General features: G+C 65.9%; 22 protein-coding genes. 11 read left to right on the top strand and 11 right to left on the bottom strand.

All coding sequences use genetic code 11. The features are described 5' to 3' along the window. Positions 1–115 precede the first annotated feature (115 nt). From CXY77_RS08020 to dut, 3 genes are all read right to left on the bottom strand, one after another. Positions 116–736 (bottom strand): DUF3159 domain-containing protein, encoded by a 621-nt coding sequence (locus CXY77_RS08020; protein WP_104129920.1) that lies wholly within the window; start codon positions 734–736, stop codon positions 116–118. Positions 737–998: 262 nt separating this feature from the next. Beyond that, positions 999–1,589, bottom strand: a complete 591-nt coding sequence (locus tag CXY77_RS08010) for a DUF3710 domain-containing protein (protein WP_092340202.1) — start codon at positions 1,587–1,589, stop codon at positions 999–1,001. Between the two features lie 35 nt (positions 1,590–1,624). Further along, a complete protein-coding gene (dut, locus tag CXY77_RS08005; RefSeq protein WP_092340005.1) occupies positions 1,625–2,122 on the bottom strand; it encodes a dUTP diphosphatase in 498 nt (165 codons plus the stop codon). Between the two features lie 38 nt (positions 2,123–2,160). On the opposite strand from dut, the gene CXY77_RS08000 reads away from it, so the two are divergent. After that, positions 2,161–2,613, top strand: a complete 453-nt coding sequence (locus tag CXY77_RS08000; protein ID WP_092340004.1) for a DUF3093 domain-containing protein — start codon at positions 2,161–2,163, stop codon at positions 2,611–2,613. Positions 2,614–2,622: 9 nt separating this feature from the next. On the opposite strand, the gene CXY77_RS07995 is transcribed toward CXY77_RS08000, so the two are convergent. Beyond that, a complete protein-coding gene (locus tag CXY77_RS07995; RefSeq protein ID WP_092112645.1) occupies positions 2,623–2,916 on the bottom strand; it encodes a DUF4193 domain-containing protein in 294 nt (97 codons plus the stop codon). 200 nt (positions 2,917–3,116) lie between these two features. Between CXY77_RS07995 and sepH the strand changes: the two genes are divergently transcribed. Beyond that, positions 3,117–4,250, top strand: coding sequence for a septation protein SepH (sepH, locus tag CXY77_RS07990; protein WP_092340003.1), 1,134 nt, complete (start codon positions 3,117–3,119; stop codon positions 4,248–4,250). A 14-nt stretch (positions 4,251–4,264) separates the two neighbouring features. Here the strand turns inward: sepH and CXY77_RS07985 are convergent, their stop codons facing one another. Both CXY77_RS07985 and CXY77_RS07980 read right to left on the bottom strand, forming a co-directional pair. Continuing rightward, entirely contained in the window at positions 4,265–4,951 is a 687-nt protein-coding gene (locus CXY77_RS07985; protein WP_199181901.1) for a response regulator, read from the bottom strand. Beyond that, positions 4,944–6,617, bottom strand: coding sequence for an ATP-binding protein (locus tag CXY77_RS07980; RefSeq protein ID WP_104129917.1), 1,674 nt, complete (start codon positions 6,615–6,617; stop codon positions 4,944–4,946). The genes CXY77_RS07985 and CXY77_RS07980 overlap by 8 nt, the downstream gene beginning before the upstream one ends. Before the next feature lie 180 nt (positions 6,618–6,797). Between CXY77_RS07980 and CXY77_RS07975 the strand changes: the two genes are divergently transcribed. Genes CXY77_RS07975 through CXY77_RS07955 form a run of 5 tightly spaced genes read left to right on the top strand, consistent with a single transcriptional unit; the run spans position 6,798 to position 12,219 of the window. Continuing rightward, a complete protein-coding gene (locus CXY77_RS07975; RefSeq protein WP_104090540.1) occupies positions 6,798–7,796 on the top strand; it encodes a tripartite tricarboxylate transporter substrate-binding protein in 999 nt (332 codons plus the stop codon). Between the two features lie 2 nt (positions 7,797–7,798). Further along, positions 7,799–8,338 (top strand): tripartite tricarboxylate transporter TctB family protein, encoded by a 540-nt coding sequence (locus CXY77_RS07970; RefSeq protein WP_104090432.1) that lies wholly within the window; start codon positions 7,799–7,801, stop codon positions 8,336–8,338. Continuing rightward, the gene (locus tag CXY77_RS07965; protein ID WP_092339999.1) at positions 8,339–9,943 is read left to right on the top strand and encodes a tripartite tricarboxylate transporter permease; all 1,605 of its coding nucleotides are present in this window, start codon (positions 8,339–8,341) and stop codon (positions 9,941–9,943) included. Positions 9,944–9,985: 42 nt separating this feature from the next. Next, positions 9,986–11,128 (top strand): winged helix DNA-binding domain-containing protein, encoded by a 1,143-nt coding sequence (locus CXY77_RS07960; RefSeq protein ID WP_104129916.1) that lies wholly within the window; start codon positions 9,986–9,988, stop codon positions 11,126–11,128. Between the two features lie 47 nt (positions 11,129–11,175). Then, entirely contained in the window at positions 11,176–12,219 is a 1,044-nt protein-coding gene (locus tag CXY77_RS07955; protein WP_092339996.1) for an aromatic acid exporter family protein, read from the top strand. A gap of 63 nt (positions 12,220–12,282) precedes the next feature. On the opposite strand, the gene CXY77_RS07950 is transcribed toward CXY77_RS07955, so the two are convergent. The 4 genes from CXY77_RS07950 to CXY77_RS07935 form a co-directional block, all read right to left on the bottom strand. Then, positions 12,283–13,026, bottom strand: coding sequence for an amino acid ABC transporter ATP-binding protein (locus tag CXY77_RS07950; RefSeq protein ID WP_104129915.1), 744 nt, complete (start codon positions 13,024–13,026; stop codon positions 12,283–12,285). After that, positions 13,023–14,498, bottom strand: coding sequence for an amino acid ABC transporter substrate-binding protein/permease (locus CXY77_RS07945; RefSeq protein WP_233197310.1), 1,476 nt, complete (start codon positions 14,496–14,498; stop codon positions 13,023–13,025). The genes CXY77_RS07950 and CXY77_RS07945 overlap by 4 nt, the downstream gene beginning before the upstream one ends. Before the next feature lie 175 nt (positions 14,499–14,673). Continuing rightward, positions 14,674–15,708 (bottom strand): nitronate monooxygenase, encoded by a 1,035-nt coding sequence (locus tag CXY77_RS07940; protein WP_233197309.1) that lies wholly within the window; start codon positions 15,706–15,708, stop codon positions 14,674–14,676. Positions 15,709–15,857: 149 nt separating this feature from the next. Then, positions 15,858–16,445 (bottom strand): DinB family protein, encoded by a 588-nt coding sequence (locus tag CXY77_RS07935; protein WP_104129913.1) that lies wholly within the window; start codon positions 16,443–16,445, stop codon positions 15,858–15,860. 127 nt (positions 16,446–16,572) lie between these two features. On the opposite strand from CXY77_RS07935, the gene CXY77_RS07930 reads away from it, so the two are divergent. Both CXY77_RS07930 and CXY77_RS07925 read left to right on the top strand, forming a co-directional pair. After that, positions 16,573–16,863 (top strand): DUF4287 domain-containing protein, encoded by a 291-nt coding sequence (locus CXY77_RS07930; protein WP_092339992.1) that lies wholly within the window; start codon positions 16,573–16,575, stop codon positions 16,861–16,863. A gap of 207 nt (positions 16,864–17,070) precedes the next feature. Next, on the top strand, positions 17,071–17,925 hold the full coding sequence (locus CXY77_RS07925; RefSeq protein ID WP_092339991.1) for a phosphotransferase family protein: 855 nt from the start codon (positions 17,071–17,073) through the stop codon (positions 17,923–17,925). A 50-nt stretch (positions 17,926–17,975) separates the two neighbouring features. Here CXY77_RS07925 and CXY77_RS07920 read toward each other — a convergent pair whose 3' ends face one another. Then, positions 17,976–18,536, bottom strand: coding sequence for a YceI family protein (locus tag CXY77_RS07920; RefSeq protein WP_104129912.1), 561 nt, complete (start codon positions 18,534–18,536; stop codon positions 17,976–17,978). Positions 18,537–18,754: 218 nt separating this feature from the next. Between CXY77_RS07920 and CXY77_RS07915 the strand changes: the two genes are divergently transcribed. Together CXY77_RS07915 and CXY77_RS07910 are read left to right on the top strand one after the other, a co-directional pair. Continuing rightward, positions 18,755–19,528, top strand: a complete 774-nt coding sequence (locus CXY77_RS07915) for an oxygenase MpaB family protein (protein WP_092339989.1) — start codon at positions 18,755–18,757, stop codon at positions 19,526–19,528. Positions 19,529–19,534: 6 nt separating this feature from the next. Continuing rightward, positions 19,535–20,023 (top strand): Lrp/AsnC family transcriptional regulator, encoded by a 489-nt coding sequence (locus tag CXY77_RS07910; RefSeq protein WP_092339988.1) that lies wholly within the window; start codon positions 19,535–19,537, stop codon positions 20,021–20,023. Positions 20,024–20,084: the final 61 nt, after the last annotated feature.

The raw sequence follows: 20,084 nt of genomic DNA, 5'->3' as shown, positions 1-20,084 counted from the left end.
CAGCGGATGCCAGGGGCTGCCTTTTTCCATCGAGTTGCGCTGGCGACTTCTCACCGAACAACTATCTTGACGTCAAGATAACTCTAGCAGGGCGCGGGGGTCTCTCCGTCGTCATTCAGACCGCGTCAGCGGCATCCATTCTGCGATAAACCGATCGCACCATGAGCCAGGAGACGACGAGTAGCGGCGCGTAGAGCGGGATGCCCATGAGCAGCTTCATCGAGGCGAGTAGTTCGACGTTGTCGGCCAGGTAGAGCGGCAGCTGAACGGCGAGGCGGCCGAGAAACAGTCCGGTCCAGCACAGAGTCAAAATGGTCAGGACCCGACGCTTGCTCGCGTCGAGGCGCCAGGCCACGCCGTCGCCCATCAAGAACCCGACGGCCACGCCGATGAGTGGCCAGCGCACGAGCACCGAGATGAGCAGGGCGGCGCCGTAACCGGCGTTGGTCCACAGGCCGACCAGAAAGAAGTCGGACGGTTTGCCGGAGAACAGTGCGAGCGCAACGCTGATAATGGTTCCGACCAGGCCGCCGAGAGCCGGGGTCGTGGTCTGCTTGGTGATCGCGCGCAGCGCGACGAAGATGACGCCGATCACGAGGGGTGCAATCAGCGACGGCAACAACGTGCCGATCGGATCGCTCGTCACATCGGTCGACGGGTCGATGGTGATCGAATAGGTGACCAGAAAAACCAGGCCGGGCAGCACTGCTTCGATCAAGCCGCGGATGCCGCCCATCGCCTTCAGCAGNCACTGCTTCGATCAAGCCGCGGATGCCGCCCATCGCCTTCAGCAGGGCCTGGCCGCTGATCGGCTCGCCCTCCGTCGCCGCACCGAAGCCGGCGCGGCGGGCCGCTCCGGCCATCGACTGGGCGAACAGCGCGGAGGTGGACGGCGGGACGTCAGTGTCCGGCGAGCCTGCTTCACCCGGCACGGTTGGCAGCTCCGGCTGATCGGGCTGGTCTTTGGCGGTGTCACTCATGGCGTGGCAAGACGCCGGTCAGACTGCGGCGGTTTCGGTTGTGCCAGCGGGGGTGGCCGGCATGCGCAGCGGAATCAGGTCGCGCGGCGGCATCGGGGTCGAACCGCGCACCACGACGATGCTGCGGAACAGGTCTTCGATCTGCAACGCGGCATCGGGATCGATGGCGCCCTCACCGGCGATCACGCCGCGAAGAAACCAGCGCGGGCCGTCGACGCCGATGAAGCGGGCAAGGCGCGTGACGCCACCGGCTTCCTGGCCGGCCGCGACCGGGATTTCGGCGACGAGTTCGGGGCCGAACGGGCCTTCGCGCGGAGTGGTGGTGCCGCCCTGCTTGCCGATCTGGTCGGCGATCTGGTCGCGGATCTCGTGCCATAGGCCGCTGGAGCGCGGTGCGGCGAACGGCTGAACCTGCAGGGTGGAACCGGCGAAGTCGAGTCCGATGGCCACGACCCGCTTGCTGCCCTCTTCAATTTCGAGGCGCAGGTGCAGTCCTTCGCGCGGCAGAATCTTGATACCGCCGAGGTCGACGTATGGACGCACCGGGTTGGCCTCTGACTCGTCGAGCGGGCCCTCGGTCTCGCGGTCTTCGGGTGCCGATTTCGGCATGGATTCGGGGATCTCTCCCGAGTTCGTGAGGTCACTCACCGGTTATCTCCTGTCTGCGGGGCGGCTGCGCCCGACATTGGTGCATTGTCTTGAGTGCGCGGCAGAACGCCGGTCGATCCGAAACCGCCCTCACCACGCTGGCTGCCAGGCAGCTTGTCGACGGCGATGAAGGTGGCGCGGGCTACCGGCATGACGATGAGCTGGGCGATACGATCGCCCACCGCGATGGTGAACGATTCGCTCAGGTCGGTGTTGAGCAGGGCCACCTTGATTTCGCCGCGGTAGCCGGCATCCACTGTTCCGGGAGCGTTCACGATGGTGATGCCGTGCTTGACGGCCAGACCGCTGCGGGGAACGACGAACGCCGCAAAACCATCGGGAAGGGCGATCGACACGCCGGTAGCGACCAGTGCACGGCTTCCAGGGGCGAGCACGAGAGCCTCGGCCGCGTGCAGGTCTGCCCCGGCATCACCGGGGTGTGCGTAGTTCGGGAGGATGGATGCCTGGATCAGGACTTCGACGCTTTCTGCCACGTGTCGAGGGTAGTGCAGTTATCTGATCGAATAGAGCCATGCCTGATTACCGTGAAAAACTGTGGCCCAACGCCTGGGCCTTCATCGTCACCGCTCTGGTGATACCAGCGAGCATTCTCGTGCTCGTGCCGATCTCCCTGTTCGCCGGAATTGTTACGGCCGCCGTATTATACGGCGGCTGCGTGCTGCTGCTCGTGCTGGCGTCACCGGTCGTTCGCGTGCAGAACGGCGAGTTGATCGCCGGCCCCGCCACAATTTCGACCACGTTGCTCGGCCAAGCGACGGTCTTCGACGGGGCCGAAGCCACGCAGGAGCGGGGTCCTCGGCTGGATGCCAGGGCCTGGCTGCTCATTCGCGGCTGGATCAAGCCGGTCGTACGCGTGCCCATCGTGGATGCGACCGATCCGGCCCCGTACTGGGTCATCTCCAGCCGCCACCCAATAGAGTTGGCCGCCGCGATCAATGAATCGCGAACGGCCAACGTGGGGTAGAGCTGAGCTTTAGGAGTCGCACTCCAGACAGACGGTGCCGAGCTTGGTCTCGTGTCCCATCTGCGAGCGGTGCTTCACGAGGAAGCAATTCACGCAGGTGAACTCGTCGGCCTGCGCGGGCAGAACGACGACATCAAGGTCCAGGTCGGACAGGTCGGCGCCCGGAAGGTCGAACCCACCGGGGTTGTCGGAGTCATCGACATCAACGCTGCCGGACATCTTGTCTGGCACACGTTCCTTGAGGGCCTCGATCGACTCAGAGTCGTCTTCAGTCTTTCGGGGTGCGTCGTAATCGGTTGCCATGCCCATCCATTTCAGTTACGCCGATAAACGAAATCGGCGGGCACAGTTTCCAACAATCCAGACGGAATAGCAAACCGTCCGCCAATGTTTTTATTCGGACACGAAGAAACAACTTGCGGCACGCCCGGCGTATTCCCGCAAAAAGGCATCAACCCGTGGCAGTCTTGCAGCCAACGGTAATCGCGAGAGGGCTTGTCTTCATGCAGGAATTGAAGGTTATTGGGGTTGAGAACGGTGCGCTGCTCGCAGCGTCCGAAGATGGCGACCGGTATCGCATCGCCATCGACGAGGTTCTCCAGTCCCGGCTTCGCCAAACCCAGACGGAACGCGTCAACGCTCCCAAGCTTTCCCCGCGGGAAGTTCAGGCGCACATTCGCTCCGGCATGTCCGCCGAGGATGTCGCCGCGGTCACTGGCGCATCGCTCGAGTACGTGCGCCGTTTCGAAGGCCCGGTCGTGGCCGAACGGGAGTACATCGTCTCCTCGGCGTTGAGCGTTCCGGTGCACACCGCCATCGATCCGGACCCGATCGACGAGAATGTCAACTTCGGTTCGGTTATTCGGGAACGCCTCGCCTCACTCGGTGCCACCGGTGAGCGCTGGGCGAGTTGGAAGGAGCCCGGCGGCGGGTGGATCGTCAAGTTGTCGTTCACCGCCGACGAGATCGACCACGACGCCCGCTGGGGTTTCGAACCGAAGAAGAACTCCCTGTCTCCGGTCGGCAGCGAGGCCGTCGCACTGTCGCAGCAGGGCGAACTCAAGGGCTCCTTGATTCCGCGCCTGCGCGCCGTCGGCTCCGAGACGAGCGCCGCCGACGTGTCCCGGTTCGACAGCAACGCCTTCAACTTCAAGGAATCCCTCGCCGACGAGATTCTGAACGACACCAGCCCCAACCTGGAGGTAGTGCCGTACTCCCGCTCACTGAGCCGGGACGACGCGGTGTCGAAAGCTGCGATCAAGCGCGCTGCAGAGCCGGCCTCGAACATGAGCGAAACCGCCGACCTGCTGGAGTCTCTGCGTCGCCGCCGCGGCGAACGCGAGGCGGCGTCGAGCGGGGAGACGGCATCCGTTTCGGTGCCCGCCCCAGCACAGCCGTTGCGCCCGCGTCGGGCGACGCCGGTCGACGCTGCACTCACGGATGCCGCGGCCACCGATGAGTCCAGTGCTGCTCCGGCCACCACACCGGAGCCAACCGGCAACGCCTGGGCCAACCAGGCGGCCAGGGCCCAGGAACGCACCAACCACGGTCGCACCACGCCCAAGCGCGGCCGAGCCTCGATGCCGAGCTGGGACGAGATCGTGTTCGGTGCCCGCACCGACGACGACCTCAGCTGAGCCGTAGCCGGCGTTCAGCCGGCCAGCCAGGCGTAGCGACGCTGCGGCCGGCCGGTCTGGCCGTAACGCAGGCTGACCGCAGCCTGCCCTATCGTCACGAAATACTCCAGATATTTGCGAGCGACTACGCGCGACAGGCCGAGCAGTTCGGCGCACTCCGAAGCGGCCAGGTCGGGGTCGCTGGCCGACAGGGCGGCAGCGGTCAGCGCTGCCGTCTCCTTGCTCAGGCCTTTCGGCAGCGCGGAGACTGCCTTGTCGATCGAAAGAGCGGATGCGCGCCCGAGCGCCTGGTCGAGATCGCTCTGGCTCAAATCACCGGTGCCACCGAGCAGTCGGCGCCGCTTGGCGTATGCGGCCAACCGGGCTTGCAGCTCGGTAATCTTGAACGGTTTAAGCAGATAACTAACGATGCCGCCCTGCAGCGCCGCGGTGACCATTTCGGCCTCCCGGGCGGCGCTGAGCACGAGAAAGTCAACATCGCGTCCGGCTTCGCGTGCCCGGCGGATCACGTCGAGCCCGGTCATATCGGGCAGGTACATGTCGAGAAGCACGAGGTGCGGCGCCTTCTGGGCAATCTGAGCCAGCGCGTCCGACCCGGTCGCCGCAACACCGACCACGGTGAAACCGCGCTGCTCGGAAACAATGCGTTCGTGGGCACGCGCCACCATGAAATCGTCGTCGACGACCAGCACGTCACACACGGGTCGGTTCCTCGCTCTCGACCAACCCGGCCGCGTCGTACGGCAGCACGGCCTCGAACACGGTGCCCTGATCGGCCCGATAGCCCACCGTGCCCCCGCGACGCGTCGCGATGAGGCGCACGATAGCGAGTCCGTAACCATGGGCGTCCCCCCCGGCGAGTGCCGATTTGCTCGTGACTCCCACCTCGAACACCCGGTCGATGAGGGCGACGTCGATGCCCGGCCCTGAATCCCTCACCCTCACCCGCACGGCGCGGGCGCCAGGGTCGGTCTGCACATCGATCCGCACATCGCGTTCCCGAGCGCCGGTGACGGCGTCGAGGGCGTTGTCGACCAGGTTCCCAAGCACGGTGACCAGGTCGGTGGAGAGCTCAGCATCGACCCGGCCCAGGTTCGATTCGGGCGATAAGACAAGCGTCGCGCCGCGTTCGCGGGCCAGGGACGTTTTGGCGATCACGAGCGCGGCTACCGCCGGCTCCTGGAGCCGAGTCAAGACCGAATTGTCGAGCTCGGTGCGGTCACGGGTGACGGCGTCAACGTATTCCACCGCCGCTTCGGTGTCGCCGAGCTGCATGAGCATCGAAATGGTGTGCAGCCGGTTGGCGAACTCGTGGGTCTGCGCGCGCAGGGTGTCGGTCGCCTGTCGGCTGCTGCCCAGGTCGTGCTGCAGCGTGACCAGCTCGGTGCGGTCACGCAGGGTCGTCACAACCTCCGGCCGGGACCGAGGCGGGTGGATCAGCGTCTGGTTGAGCACGAGCAGCACCCCGCGGTTCACGAACACCGTATCGATTTCACCGACCTCCAGCGGGCGCAGCGCCCGCACCGCCTCGTCGTCGAGGCCCACCGTGTCGATCGCCCGGCCTTCTGCATCAGCCGGCAGACCGAGCAGTGTGCGGGCGCTGTCGTTGGCGAGTGTGATGAGCCCGTCGGTGTCGACGGCGATCATTCCCTCCCGGATGCCGTGGATCATGGCATCCCGGTGCTCCACCAGCCGGCCGATCTGCTCCGGCTCGAGCCCGAGCGTCTGCCGTTTCACCCGCGCGGCCAGCAGCAGCGACCCCGTCACGCCGAGCACCCCCGCCACCCCGACATAGGTCAGCAGGTTCGGCACCGCGCTCGCGAGCAGATCGGCTAGGGCTGGGAACTGGCGGGCGGCGACCACGGAGCCCACGACCTCCCCGGCATTGGACAGCACCGGAACCTGCGCGACCACATAATCATTGGTGCCGATCGGCGCGATGCCGGCCCACGCGGCGTCCGACTCGTCGGGCGTCGGGTCGATAGCCAGGTCAGTGGTGAGCAGCCGCGGATCGGCGGGTGAGGCGATCACGCGGCCGTCAACATCCGTTACGAGCAGTTGGTCTACCCCCGTGGTGGTACGGAGGGACTCGACCGGCACCGAGAACTGCTGGGGCACCGCCTTACTGGAGAGCAGGCTGCGTACGAGCGGGTTGGCTGCGGTGTATTCGGCGACGGTGAGCATGCGACGTTGGGCGCCGCTCTCGAAGCTGGTGCGGGTCTGTTCCAGCGAGATGGCCGTGACAGCGACCAGAACGAGCCCGATCAGGCTGAGTTGAAACAGCAAGAGCTGGCGGGTGAGGCTGAGACGGCTCGAACGGAAGCCCGACCCGCGCCGGGTCAGCTGCTCTCGATCGTCTTTGGCCATAAGAGATAGTGCCCCATGCAAGGGGCAAACCGAAATCACTGATCGCAACCGCAAGCTACACAACGTTCACTAAGGCCACAAGTTGTGTCCGACCGGCCCACCACACAGGCTGATCTCGGCCAGCAAAGAGGCTCGCCAGAAATCGAAGAGGATTCAAGCATGCCAATCACAGCACGCACCATGCGTTCACGCCGCACGGCCGGCACCGTTGTTCTCGCCGGGGTCGTGGCACTCGCCCTCAGCGCCTGCGGAGTCACGAGCGCGAAGAACACCGAGGCCGCCGACAGCGGCCCGATCGAGAACCTGCAGGTCATGATCCCCAATGCCGCGGGCAGCGGTTATGACGTCACCGGCCGCGCCGCGGTCAAGGTGATGGACGACCTGGGCCTGGCCACCGGTACAGAGGTCACCAACCTGGCCGGTGCCGGCGGAACCGTGGGCCTGGCCCGCACCCTGACCGAAACCGGTAACGCCAACTTTCTGCTCATGATGGGGCTCGGCGTCGTCGGCGCCGCGTACACCAACGAGGGCGATGCCAAGGTGGCCGACGCGACCCCGATCGCCGGACTCATCGAAGAAGCCGGCGCCATCTTCGTCGCCGCTGACTCCCCCTACCAAACCATCGACGACCTCGTCACCGCGTGGAAAGCCGACCCGGCCACCTTCGCCGTCGGCGGCGGTTCCTCCCCGGGCGGCCCTGACCACCTGCTGCCGATGCAGCTCGCGGATGCCGTCGGCATCGACCCGACCGCCGTCAACTACGTGGCCTACGACGGCGGCGGCGAACTGCTGCCGGCCATCCTCGGCGGCAAGCTGCAGTTCGGCGCCTCGGGTTACGGTGAATTTCTGGAACAGGTGAAGTCGGGCGACCTGCGGGTACTCGCCGTCACGAGCGAGGAGCGCGTTCCCGTCATCGACGCCCCCACCCTCACCGAAGAGGGCATCGACCTGGTCTTCACGAACTGGCGCGGACTTTTGGCCGCACCCGGACTGACCGACGCTGAAATCGCGCGCCTCGTCGACGCCGTCACCGCCATGCACGACAGCCCGGAGTGGAAGCAGGTTCTGGAGGACAACAGCTGGACCGACGCATTCATCACCGGCGACGACTTCAGCACCTTCCTTACCGAGCAGGACACCCGCGTCGCCGACGTGCTGAAGACCCTGGGCTTAGTCTAAGAATGACCGCCCCCACTACAGACGCGCAATCCGGGCTACGAGGACGCCTGCAGGCTCGCCTGCACGGTCGCTCCGAGCTAGGAGTCGCCGCCCTGCTCGCCGTAATCGCGATCGTGATCGTGGTCGATACCGCGAACATCCGTCACACCGCCATCAACGCCGGCGTGATGGGACCGCAGGTCGTTCCCACGATCATCGCGATCGGCCTGGGCCTGTGTGCGATTGCCCTCGCGATCTCTGTACTGCGGGGCGGCCACGCTGAGGCCGAAGACGGTGAGGACATCGACCTCTCACAGAAGGCCCACTGGCCGACTGTCTTCGGCCTCGGCGGCCTGATTCTGGTCTTCGCCCTCACCATGGACTTTCTCGGATTCGTGATCGGCAGTGCGCTGCTGTTCTACGGCTCCGCCCTGCTGCTCGGCTCAAGGCGCTTCGTCTGGGCGCTCGTGATCGGCATTCTGCTCGCCGTCGGCACGTTTTACGGCTTTGTACTGGGCCTCGGCATCAATCTGCCGGCCGGCCTGTTGACGGGAATTCTCTAAATGGACAACCTCACCCTTCTGATGGAGGGGTTCGGCAACGCGCTGACCCTGCAGAACCTGCTGTTCGCCCTCATCGGCGTGCTGCTCGGCACCGCCGTCGGCGTGCTGCCGGGCATCGGCCCGGCCATGACCGTTGCCCTGCTGCTGCCGCTCACCTACGCGCTCGACGTGACCGGCTCTCTCATCATGTTCGCCGGCATCTACTACGGCGGCATGTACGGCGGGTCGACGACCTCGATTCTGCTCAACACCCCCGGTGAATCCTCCTCGGTGGTCACGGCGCTCGAAGGCAACAAGATGGCCAAGGCCGGGCGCGGTGCCCAGGCGCTGGCGACGGCCGCGATCGGCTCCTTCGTTGCCGGCACACTGGCCACCGGAGCGCTCGTACTCGTCGCCCCCTTCGTTGTGGCGGTCGCCATCGGCCTTGGAGCTCCCTCGTACTTCGCACTGATGGTGTTCGCGTTCGTTGCGGTGAGCACTGTGCTCGGTTCCAGCCGTATTCGCGGGCTCGCCTCGCTCTTTATCGGCCTCACGATCGGACTCGTCGGACTCGACGCAACAACCGGCCAGGCACGGCTGACCTTTGGGCAGCCGTTGCTCTCCGGCGGCATCGACGTCGTCGTGATCGCCGTGGCCCTGTTCGCGATCGGTGAAGCCCTCTGGATCGCCGCCCACCTGCGCCACGGCACGCCGGCAACGATTCCAGTCGGAGTGCCGTGGATGGGCAAGGACGACTGGAAGCGTTCCTGGAAGCCATGGCTGCGCGGCACCGTCATCGGCTTTCCGTTCGGTGCGATTCCGGCCGGCGGCGCGGAGATCCCCACATTTCTCTCCTACGTGGCCGAGAAGAAGCTGTCCAAGCATCCAGAGCAGTTCGGCCACGGCGCGATCGAGGGCGTCGCCGGACCGGAAGCAGCCAATAACGCCTCCGCCGCCGGAACTCTGGTGCCGCTGCTGACGCTCGGCCTGCCGACCACGGCGACCGCCGCGGTCATGATCGCCGCGTTCAACCAGTACGGCATCCACCCCGGTCCGCTGCTGTTCCAGACCGAACCGGTGCTGGTCTGGACCCTGATCGCGAGCCTGTTCATCGGCAACACCCTGCTACTCGCGCTCAACCTGCCGCTCGCACCGCTCTGGGCCAAGCTCCTGCGCATCCCGCGGCCGTATCTCTATGCTGGCATCCTGTTCTTCGCGACCCTCGGCGCCTACGCGGCCGGCATGCAGACCTTCAACATTCTGATCCTGCTGCTGCTCGGTGCGCTCGGCTACATGGCCCGCCGCTTCGGGTTTCCGGTGCTGCCGATCATCGTCGGTGCCATCCTCGGCCCGGAGATGGAACGCCAGCTGCGCCGCGCACTGCAGATCAGCGCCGGCGACCCGGCAGCGCTGCTGAGCGAACCGCTCGCGGTCGTCGTGTACACCGTGATCGTTCTGTTCCTCGTGGTTCCGCCCGTGATCAAGGCGCTGCGCCAGCGGTTCGGTCGTGGGGCCGGGCCGACCGACGGTCCCCCTGAGGACCAGTTCGATGCCTTCGGCACCCAGACCTCCGATGGCAGTGCCCGGGTGATTCGGGCGGTGCGCCCGAGTCGGCGCGGAAACTAGCCCAACCGGCTACGACGGCGCGGGAGTCGGCATACTGGTGTCATGCCAGCTGACCTCTCCCGCGCCGACGTCGTTCGCCTTCGCCTCGGAGCCCAGGGGCTGGCCGGGCAACCGCTGGCCGATGCGATCGCGGTCACCGAGCGGATGCTCGCGGTGCAGGCCCAGGACTACCCGGCCGGACAGTGGGCCCTCGGCGTGCGCTCCCCCAGCACGACGCGCAGCCAGCTGCAGGCATCCGTTTCGGCCGGCGAGATCGTGCGATCCTGGCCGATGCGCGGCACCCTGCACTTTGTGCCGGCCCGGGAACTGGGCTGGATGCAGGGACTGACGACCCCGCGCCGACTCAAGAAGACGCGCACGATCAATGAGCGGCTCGGACTCGACGCAACCGTGCTGGAGCGGGCGCGGGAGGCCGCGATCGCCGCCCTGACCGGACAGAAGCAACTCAGCCGCGCCGAATTCATGACCATGCTGCAGGCAGCCGGGCTGTCGACCGAGGGCCAGCGCGGCTACCACACGATCGCCCACCTCGCCCTGACCGGAACCCTGTGCTGGGGCCGTCAGATCGGTACCCAGCAGGGGCTCGTGCTGCTCGACGAATGGGTACCGAACCCGCGCCGCCTCGAACGTGACGAAGCGCTCGGTGAATTCGTCTACCGCTATTTTCTGGGCCACGGCCCGGCGACCCTGGTCGACTTCGCCTGGTGGTCGCAGCTGACGGTCGCCGACGCGAAAACCGGCCTCGCCGTGGCCAGAGAGCGGCTCACCGAAGTTCAGGTCGACGGCGTCGCCCACTTTCTCTCTGACGAGACAGCGGATGCCGGAGTGCCGGCCGGCCTGCGCCAGCACACGCCGGTGCTTGCGCTGCCCGGGTTCGACGAGTACCTGCTGGGGTACCGGGACCGCACGCACGTGGTCTCCGCGGAGAACCTCCTGCGGGTCGTGCCGGGGCTGAACGGCATCTTTCTGCCGCTCGTGGTCACGAACGGGCAGATCGTGGGCACCTGGCGCAAGAAGATTGCGGCGTCGGGGGTCACCTGCGAGGCCTCGCTGTTCGAGGAGCCGGGCACTGCCGCGGCACGGACGCGGGCGGAGAAGACCCAGCGCGACTTCGAACGGGCCGTCGCCGACTACGCCCGGTTTCTCGAGCTGCCGGTTCGGCCGGAACCGACTCCGAACAGGTAAGAGCCGGCATCCGTCTCACTCTGCGGTCTACGGGTTAGCCTTGACCAGTGAAACTAACCTCGGCCCTGCGCATCTCCAAACGACTCCCGATGCTGCAGGTCGTCAAGATGGCCGTCGCCGTCGGACTGGCCTGGCTCGCCTCCCAGTTGCTCCTGCCGAGCGACCTGCCCATTTTCGCTGCGATCGCAGCCCTGCTCGTGGTGCAGCCGAGCGTCAACCAGACCCTCGGCCGCGCGATCGAACGCACCGCCGGGGTCATCGGTGGCGTCATCATCGCCTCCTCGATCGGGTTCTTCCTGGGCCAGTCCAGCTGGGTCGTGCTCGGCACGATCGTGGTGAGCATCCTCGTAGCCTGGGCGCTGCGACTCTCCCCGGTGTCGGCCAGTCAGATTCCGATCAGCGCCATGCTCGTGCTCGCCCTCGGTGCCACGACGCCCGGCTACGCCCTCGACCGCATCATTGAGACCTTCATCGGCGCCGGAATCGCCCTGATCATCAATGCGCTCATCGTTCCCCCGGTGCTGGTCGCGCCCGCGCGCGACGCCGTCGGCCTGCTGGCACGCGAGCTGGCAGACACTTTCGATCGCATCGCCGAGGCCCTGCGCACCCCGCAGACCCCGATCGACCTGATGGAACTGATGATCAAGGCCCGGCTGCTGCGGCCGATGCTGGTGTCGGCGGAGAAGGCCATCGCCCAGGCCGAGGAGAGCCTCATGCTCAACCCGCGCAAGGCCAAGCTGCGGGTAGCACTCGACGCCGATCACGACATGATCGAGCGGTTGCCGACGCTTGTGACGCGCGCGATCGGCATGACCCGGGCCCTGCACGATCATTACGACGAGTCGCTGCAGTACGAGCCGAGCGTTCAGGCCTTCTCCCGGGAGCTGGCGCGGGCGGCGCACGACCTCGCGCTGCTCGCCCGAGCCGAGGGCGACCTCTCGGTCGTGCCGGAACCGCCGGCGCCCGAAGTTCTCGCCCTGACCGCGCCGCTGCGCATCGTGACGCCGCACCCCGACCACTGGATTCTGATCGGTTCGCTGATGGAAGACCTACGCCGGGTGCGCGAGGAGATCGTCGGCGACCGCGCCTAAACGCGGTCGCACTGGCCGCGCGGCCATGAATGAGCAACGCCGAAGCGGGCGCGGTCGGACCCGCTAGAGCACCTTGGAGAGGAAGTCCTGGGTGCGCGGTTGTTGCGGGTTGCCGAACAGCTCGGCCGGGGTGCCCTCCTCGACGATGACGCCGTCGGCCATGAAGATGACCCGGTCGGCGACCTCGCGGGCGAATCCCATCTCGTGGGTGACGACGACCATGGTCATGCCCTCGGCGGCGAGGTCCCGGATAACCTGCAATACTTCGCCGACCATTTCGGGGTCGAGCGCGCTCGTCGCCTCGTCGAACAGCATGATGTCGGGGTTCACGGCGAGCGACCGGGCGATCGCAACGCGCTGCTTCTGGCCGCCGGACAGCTGCGCGGGGCGGGCCGTCGCTTTGTCGGCGAGGCCTACCCGGTCGAGCAGTTTCAGGGCGCTGGCGCGGGCATCCGCTGTGGATTCCTTCTTCAGCTCGACCGGGGCCAGCATGATGTTCTGCAGCACGGTCATGTGCGGAAACAGGTTGAAGTGCTGGAAGACCATGCCGATGTGCTGACGCACCTCATTGAGATCGACCGTCTTGTCGCTCAGGTTGAAGCCGTCGACGATGACCGTGCCCGCGCTCAGCTCATCGAGCTTGTTCAGGCAGCGCAGAAAAGTGGACTTGCCGGAACCCGACGGGCCGATCACGCAGACGACCTCGCCCTCGATAATCTCGACGTCGAGGCCCTTGAGCACCTCGTTGGAGCCGAACGACTTGCGGAGACCACGTACTGAAATCTTGCTGAGGCTGATCTTGCTCATTTGTTGAACCTCTTGTCGAGCTTGTTGGAGAGCATGGTGAGCAGGTTGATGACGATGAAGTACAGCGCGGCCACGATCAGCAGGGTCTCACCGGTGCGGAAGTTCGCGGCGTAGATCTGCTGGCCCTGGTAGGTGAGTTCGGCGAATCCGATCACGGCCAGGAGCGAGGTGTCTTTCAGGGTCATCACGAACTGGTTGATGAAGGACGGCGTCATGATTTTCACGGCCTGCGGCAGTACGACGCGGCGCATGGTGGTCACGTAGCCGAGACCGAGGCTGCGGCCGGCTTCGGTCTGGCCGGGGTCGACTGACTGGATGCCACCGCGCACGATTTCGGTCATGTAGGCACCGGCGTTGAGGCTCAGGGTGAGCACACCGGCGGTGAGCACGTCGATGGACTGCCCGGTGAGCTGCGGCAGGCCGAAGTAGAAGAAGAACGCCTGCACCAGCAGCGGGGTGCCACGGAAGATGCTGACGTAGACGCTCGCGATACCGCGCAGCACGCGGCTCTCCGAGACCTTGAAGAATCCGAACAGCACGCCCAGCACGAGGGCAATCACAATGGAGAGCGCGGTCGCGAGCAGGGTGAGCCCGAGGCCCTTCATCAGGGCGGGCAGGCTGTCGCTGAGCAGGCCGAAGAATCCCGATGACGCGGCCGGTGCCGGCTGCTCCAGGTAGGTATCCAGAATGTCCTGGTACTCGCCGCTGGTCTTCAGTTCGGCGAGGCCGGTGTTGAATGCGGCGAGGAGTTCGGGGTTCTGGCCCTTGTTGACGGCGAAGCCGTAGGAACTGCCCTGCTCCTTCTCGGTGACCGACTTCAGGCCGTTGTTCTGATTGATGCCGTAGGCGAGCACCGGATAGTCGTCGAAGACCGCAACGGAGTTGCCGGCCTTGACGTCGTCGTACATCGTTGCCGAGTCGGCCAGAGCCTTGACAGTGAAGCCGTACTCGTCCTTGATCGAATTGGCGAAGGTCTCGCCCTCACTGCCCCGCTTGGCGACGACGTTCTCGCCGGCCAGGTCGGCGTACCCGGAGATCTTCGTGTTGTCTTCGGCGACGGCCATCTGCACGCCGGAGTTGAAGTACGGGTCGGAGAAGTCGAAGATGAGCCCCCGTTCATCGGTGATCGACATGCCGGCGATGACGCCGTCGACCTGGTTGGACTGCAACGCTTGCAGAGCGGCGTCGAAGCCGAGCGACTTGATCTCGACGGTGAAACCCTGGTTCTTTGCGATGTCGCGAATGAGGTCCATGTCGATGCCGGTCAGTTCACCGTCTTTGCGGTACTCGAACGGCGCAAAGGTCGTATCGGTTCCGATGACGTAGGTTTCGCCGGTGACCTCGGTGTTCGGTTTAGCCTGGGGCTGGCTGGCGGCTGCGGCGCTGATGCCGACGAATCCGCCGGCGAGAGCCAGCAGCGCCGTGACGGCGACCGTGAGCTTTGCCGCCCGGAATTTAGTTATTTTGCGCAAAGGAGAGCCATTTCTTGTCGTACGATCTGATCGCACCTAGCGGCCAGAGGGGTGTTTCGCGCCGATCGACGCTGATCTACCGGGTAGCGGATGCTGCACACCCTGTCGAACGAGCCTACCTTGGGGTGCACGCCGCTCAGGTTTTCAGCGGACCTCAGGCCGGTCAGGCATGTGTCTACGAGCTGACGGCAGCGCGCGCATCGATCCAGAGACCCAAGAGCACCGCTGCCGCTGGGCCGGTTCTCGCCTCACGAAAGCCGGTGCCGGCCCAGAGAGCGAGGCCGTGGGGGTCGCCGCGACGGGCGGCATCCGCTCGGAGGCCCTTGGTGAGGTGATGCACCTGCGGATACTCGTGCGGCGCGCTGGCATCGTGGGCGGTGATGAACGCGTTGCTCAGGCCTCGCGCCGGCCGGCCGGAAAAGGCCCGGGTGATAACGGTCTCGGTGAAGCGCGGGTCGAGGAGGGCGCTCTGGTGCGCCGGATTCGCGCCCGACTCGTCGGTACGGAGGAACGCCGTGCCGAGTTGCACGGCCGCGGCGCCGTTGGCCAGCAGCGACGCGATCTGCCCGCCAGAGCGGATGCCGCCCGCCGCGATCAGCGGCAGCGTCACGACCTCGCGAATCGCGATCAACAGCTCCCCCAGTGCCAGGGTGCCCGGTTCGTCGCTCGTCGTGAATGTTGCCCGGTGCCCACCGGATTCCGGCCCCTGCACGCAGAGCGCGTCGACGCCACGGTCCACGGCCTGCAGGGCTTCGGCCACCGATGTCACGGTGGCGATCAGGAACGAACCGGCCGTGTGCATCCGCTCTGCTGCATCTCGCGGCGGCAGACCGAAGGTGAAGGAGACCACGGGGACCCGGTGCTCGATGACCACGGCCACCTTCTCAGCGAACCAATCGTCGTCGGCGTCGGCGATCTCGCCGAATGTGGCGGCGGGGTACTCGCGACCCAGCGCATCGCGGTAGGTCTCGACGGCGGCGCGGTCGGTCAACGGTGGCTGCGGAATGAACAGGTTGACGCCGAACGCGTGGTCGGTGCGCTGCTGCACGTCGACGATCTGCTCAGCGAGAGCCTCTGGCGTCTTGTAGCCGCCGGCCAGAAAGCCCAAGCCGCCGGCCTCACTGACGGCACAGGCGAGGTTCGGAGTCGAGGCTCCGCCGGCCATCGGGGCCGCAATGATAGGAATCTCAAGGGCTGTCAGGGTGAACACGGGGCTCCTCAATAGATTAGACCGTTGTTCCAGCAGCTGGAATGATGATCTATTTGGCGTCGGACTGTAGCGGCGGGCCCGAATCAGCCGTTCCCCTCTTGCACCTTGGCACAGATCGGGGCGGTGCCACGACCGCTGGGGCATCCTCTCTAGAGTCGTACCGACCGGGCCGCCGCTTCCAGCCGTTCCCGATAAGCCTGCCACCAGGCAGCATCACCGGGCGGGAGGTTGCTATTGTCGGCGCGCAGGCCCATAGCGCCGTCGATGAGTTCGCGCACGATGTCGGCGTGCCCAGCGTGCCGGTGCGTCTCGGCGATGATGTGCACGACAATCTGGTGCAGCGTCACGTTGCTGCGCTCCGGCGGCCACCAGGCCACGCGTCCCGGCGCGTTGAGCGGCAGCGCCTCGATGGTGGCGGCGGAGTGCTCGCCGACCCTTCGGAACAGGTCGATCACCCAGCCCCTGGATTGCTCGGGCGTTGCCCACATATCCGCATTGATCTCGGCCTCATCGTCGAGCCAGGGCAGCGCCTCCCCGAACGGTCGCCCGAAGGTGTCGCCCAAGTAGCCGGCCTCGACGCTCGCGACGTGTTTGATCAGGCCCAGGAGGTTGGTGCCGGTCGGCACGAGCGGGCGCCGCACGTCGTACTCGCTGAGCCCGTCGAGCTTCCAGATGAGGGCCTCACGACCAGAAGCCAGGTAGTGCATGAGCGTCGTCTTCTCCGCAGAATCGTCCATGTCCTTAGCTTTGCAGCATGCCTCGGTCCCGCATAGGCCGGAAGCGGACGCCTGCCGTCGCCATTACCCGGTCGGGCGCGAAATCTGCGTACTATCTGACAACAGGCTGTTCACTCAGGAGGCTCCCATGTCGTTTCAGGCTTACCTCGACGCGATCGAGGAGAAGACCGGGCTGACGCCGCGCACCCTGGTCGGCATCGCCCACCAACGGGGTTTCGATGACCCAGCGACGAAGGCCGGCACCATCATCGACTGGCTCAAGTCCGATTACGGTCTGGGGCGCGGCCACGCGATGGCGCTCGTCTACGTGATCAAGAACGGCACAACGATCAGCGAGAAGCACGTCGGAACCGACGGCGTGCACCGCGACGAGTCCGTCGAACTGTGGCTCGACGGCAAGTCCTCCCACCCGGCGTGACTCCTACGAGGGGGCGCGGTCGGGCTCACCGACGCGGGGAACGTTCGCGGGGCCAGACGACACGTTCGGCCCCATGGACGTTGGACGTCAACGTCGAGACGACACCTTCGGCCCCGTGGCCAGGGACAGCACGGAACCGAAGTTGTCATCTCGCGGTGCCTCAACTCGACCGCAGGTCAGGCAGCTTGAGACGCGTAGCTTTAGAGCATGAATTCCGTCTCCGTCTCCCCAGGCGTGCTCGAGTGGGTCGCCCGGCAACTCGCCGTCTCCGAGCTGCACTGGGTGCGCACGCTTCCCGGCGGCACCCACGCCACAACGAACGTCGTCGGAACAGTCGATGGCGCCGAGTTCGTGCTGCGCGAGTTCCCGCCCGGTGACAACGCTGTGCGCCGCGAGATTCAGGTGCTTGCAGGGCTGGGCGATCTTGGTGAGCTGTCACCGCAACTGCTCGCCGCCGACCCAGACGGCACGGCGAAAGTTGACGGGATACCGAACGGATGCCCGCTCATCGTCACGACGCTGCTTCCGGGTCGGGCTTCGATTACCCCGCAGGACCCGCAGGACTTCGCCCGGCAACTCGGGCAGGCGCTTGCGCGCATCCACTTTATGGCCGTTGACTCGTCGCTCCCCGAGCTGTTCACCGAGCCAGCGGCCACGTCACCGATGCATCCGGTCTGGACAGAGCTCCACGACGAACCGCGAGTGCTCACCCACAACGACTTCTGGTCGGGCAATACTGTCTGGCATGAGGGCCACCTCACCGGGATCGTGGATTGGTCGGGAGCCGGCCGCGCGCCGCGCGGCTACGACCTGGCCTGGTGCCGCCAGGACCTCGTGTTTCTCTACGACGTGACCGTGGCCGAGGAATTCACCCGCGCCTACGACGATGCCTTCGGCTCCCCCACCCCCGAGGTTGCCCGCTGGGACCAGTTCGCCGCCCTGAAGGCCTACCCCCGGGTGGAAACCTGGGCGCCCAACTATCAGGACCTCGGTCGCATCGACCTGGATGGTGCCGGGCTGCGTCGACGCCTGACCGAATGGATACTCCTGCTGGCTCGTTAACGAAGCAGGGCCCCACCGAAGTGGGGCCCTGCTCACGAGAAAACTACGGGTTACGCGTTGAGCGCGGCCTGCAGTTCGAGGGTGATCGTGACCTTGTCGCCGAGCAGCATGCCGCCGGTTTCGAGGGCAGCGTTGTAGGTGAGGCCGAAGTCTTCGCGGTTGACCTCGGTCTTGGCCGTGGCGCCGAACTTGTAGTTGCCGTAGGGGTCTCCGCCGAAGCCGCCGAACTCGAACTCGAAGGTGGCCGGCTTGGTGACGCCCTTGATGGTGATGTTGCCGTCGACAAGGTACTCGTCCTTAACCACGCGCACGCCGGTCGACACGAAGCCGATGGTCGGGTAGGTCTCGGCGTCGAAGAAGTCGCCAGTGCGCAAGTGACCGTCGCGGCCCGGCTCGTTGGTGTTGATCGAGACAACCTGGGCGGACGCGGTGACGCTCGTCTGGAGCGGGTTCTCGCCGGTGACGAAAGTGGCGTCGAAGTCATCGAAGGTGCCCTTGACCTTGCTGATGACGATGTGGCGAATGCTGAAACTGACGGAGCTGTGGGTCTTGTCGATGGTCCAGGTTCCGGCCTTGTAGCCCGGGATGCTCAGTGCGTTAGTGTCGCTCATAAAAGTTCTCCTCAAGTGTGTGGGCCCAGGATTTGTCGCCCTCGGATACATGCAAGCGCATAGAAGACGGTGGTATTCCCCGAAAGACAAATATTCATGTCCCCCTATTCGGGCGTTCAGACGAGACCTAAACTCAGCCCGACCGAATAGGCTCACCCTGTCACGGGGTTCTGCGTGTTTATTGGGAGGTAGCTGTGAGACAACGAGGCGCACCGAACATGCAGGGGGTCGCTGGCGAGGGCATCCTGATCGCTGCCGGAGGCCGCGCCATCCTGCTGCAGCTGGCCAATCCGGCGATCGGACACGGTGTGGCCGACCACAGCAACTTCGCTGCCCGGCCGCTCGACCGACTGAACGGCACCCTCAGCTACGTCTACGCGATCGTGTTCGGCGATGCCGACCAGGCCGAAGCGATGACCGCACGGGTCAACCACGCGCACGGTCCGGTGCATTCGCGCGGCACGAGCCCTGAGTACAACGCATTCACCCCCGAACTGCAGCTCTGGGTCGCCGCAACGCTGTACGAATCGGCCACTCACCTGCACGGCCTGGTCTACGGGCCCCTCGATGACGACACCGCCGATGCGGTTTACCGGGAGTATTCACGCCTGGGTACGTCGCTGCAGGTGCCGCCGGAGCTCTGGCCGAGCGACCGGGCAGCATTCGGCCGCTATTGGAATGAGCAGTTGACGCTCCTCACCACGGATGCCGCCACCCGCACTGTCGCACACGACCTGTTGCACTCCCGCAGGGCGCCGCTCTGGTATCGCGCCGCCCTCCCCCTGGCCCGTCTCATGACCGCCGGGTTACTCCCCCCGCACGTTCGCACACTCTTCCAACTGCCGTGGTCGACCCGGCGGCAGCGACGATTTGAGCGGGTGCTGGGCGGCATCCGCTTGGTCTATCCGCGGCTGCCTCAAGCGCTGCGACACTGGCCGAAGAATCACTACCTGCGCGCCCTCCACGCTTCCGCGCTGGCGCCGGTAGTGTGAAAACTCATGACGCAACCGCAGACTCCCCACCCCGGACTCGACAGCACCGATCGCCAGATCATCGCCGAGCTCAGCCGTGACGCCCGCCTCTCCATGCGCCAGCTGGCCCTGCAGGTGCACATCTCGCGCACCGCAGCCCACACCCGGGTACAGAAGCTGGTCAACCACGGCGTGATCACCGGGTTCGGCGCCCAGACTGACCGCAAGGCGCTCGGTCTCAACGTGTCAGCGCTGGTTGTCGTGAAGATCGGCGACGTGGCCTGGGGTGAAATTGCCGCGCAGCTGGCGCAACTCCCCTTCGTCGAGAAGGCCCAGGCCGTGAGCGGCGACATCGACATTATCCTCACCGTCAGCGCGCCCGATCACGAGCAGCTCAGCCAAGCCATCCTCCGCGATATCCACACCATGCCGGGAGTGATCTCGACCCGGTCACACCTGATTCTCGACGAAATCACCGGGCACGCTCCCGGAGCCACCCCGGACGCCTGGCACTGATTCACGATTCCAAAACGCCGTTTGGCCGCCGTCTGGCAGCGGATCGGCCAATCGTTCACAA

Source organism: Cryobacterium sp. N21 (assembly GCF_002929575.1).
In the GTDB taxonomy this organism is placed as follows: Bacteria; Actinomycetota; Actinomycetes; order Actinomycetales; family Microbacteriaceae; genus Cryobacterium; species Cryobacterium flavum.
This window is presented reverse-complemented; position numbering and strand designations above follow the sequence as displayed.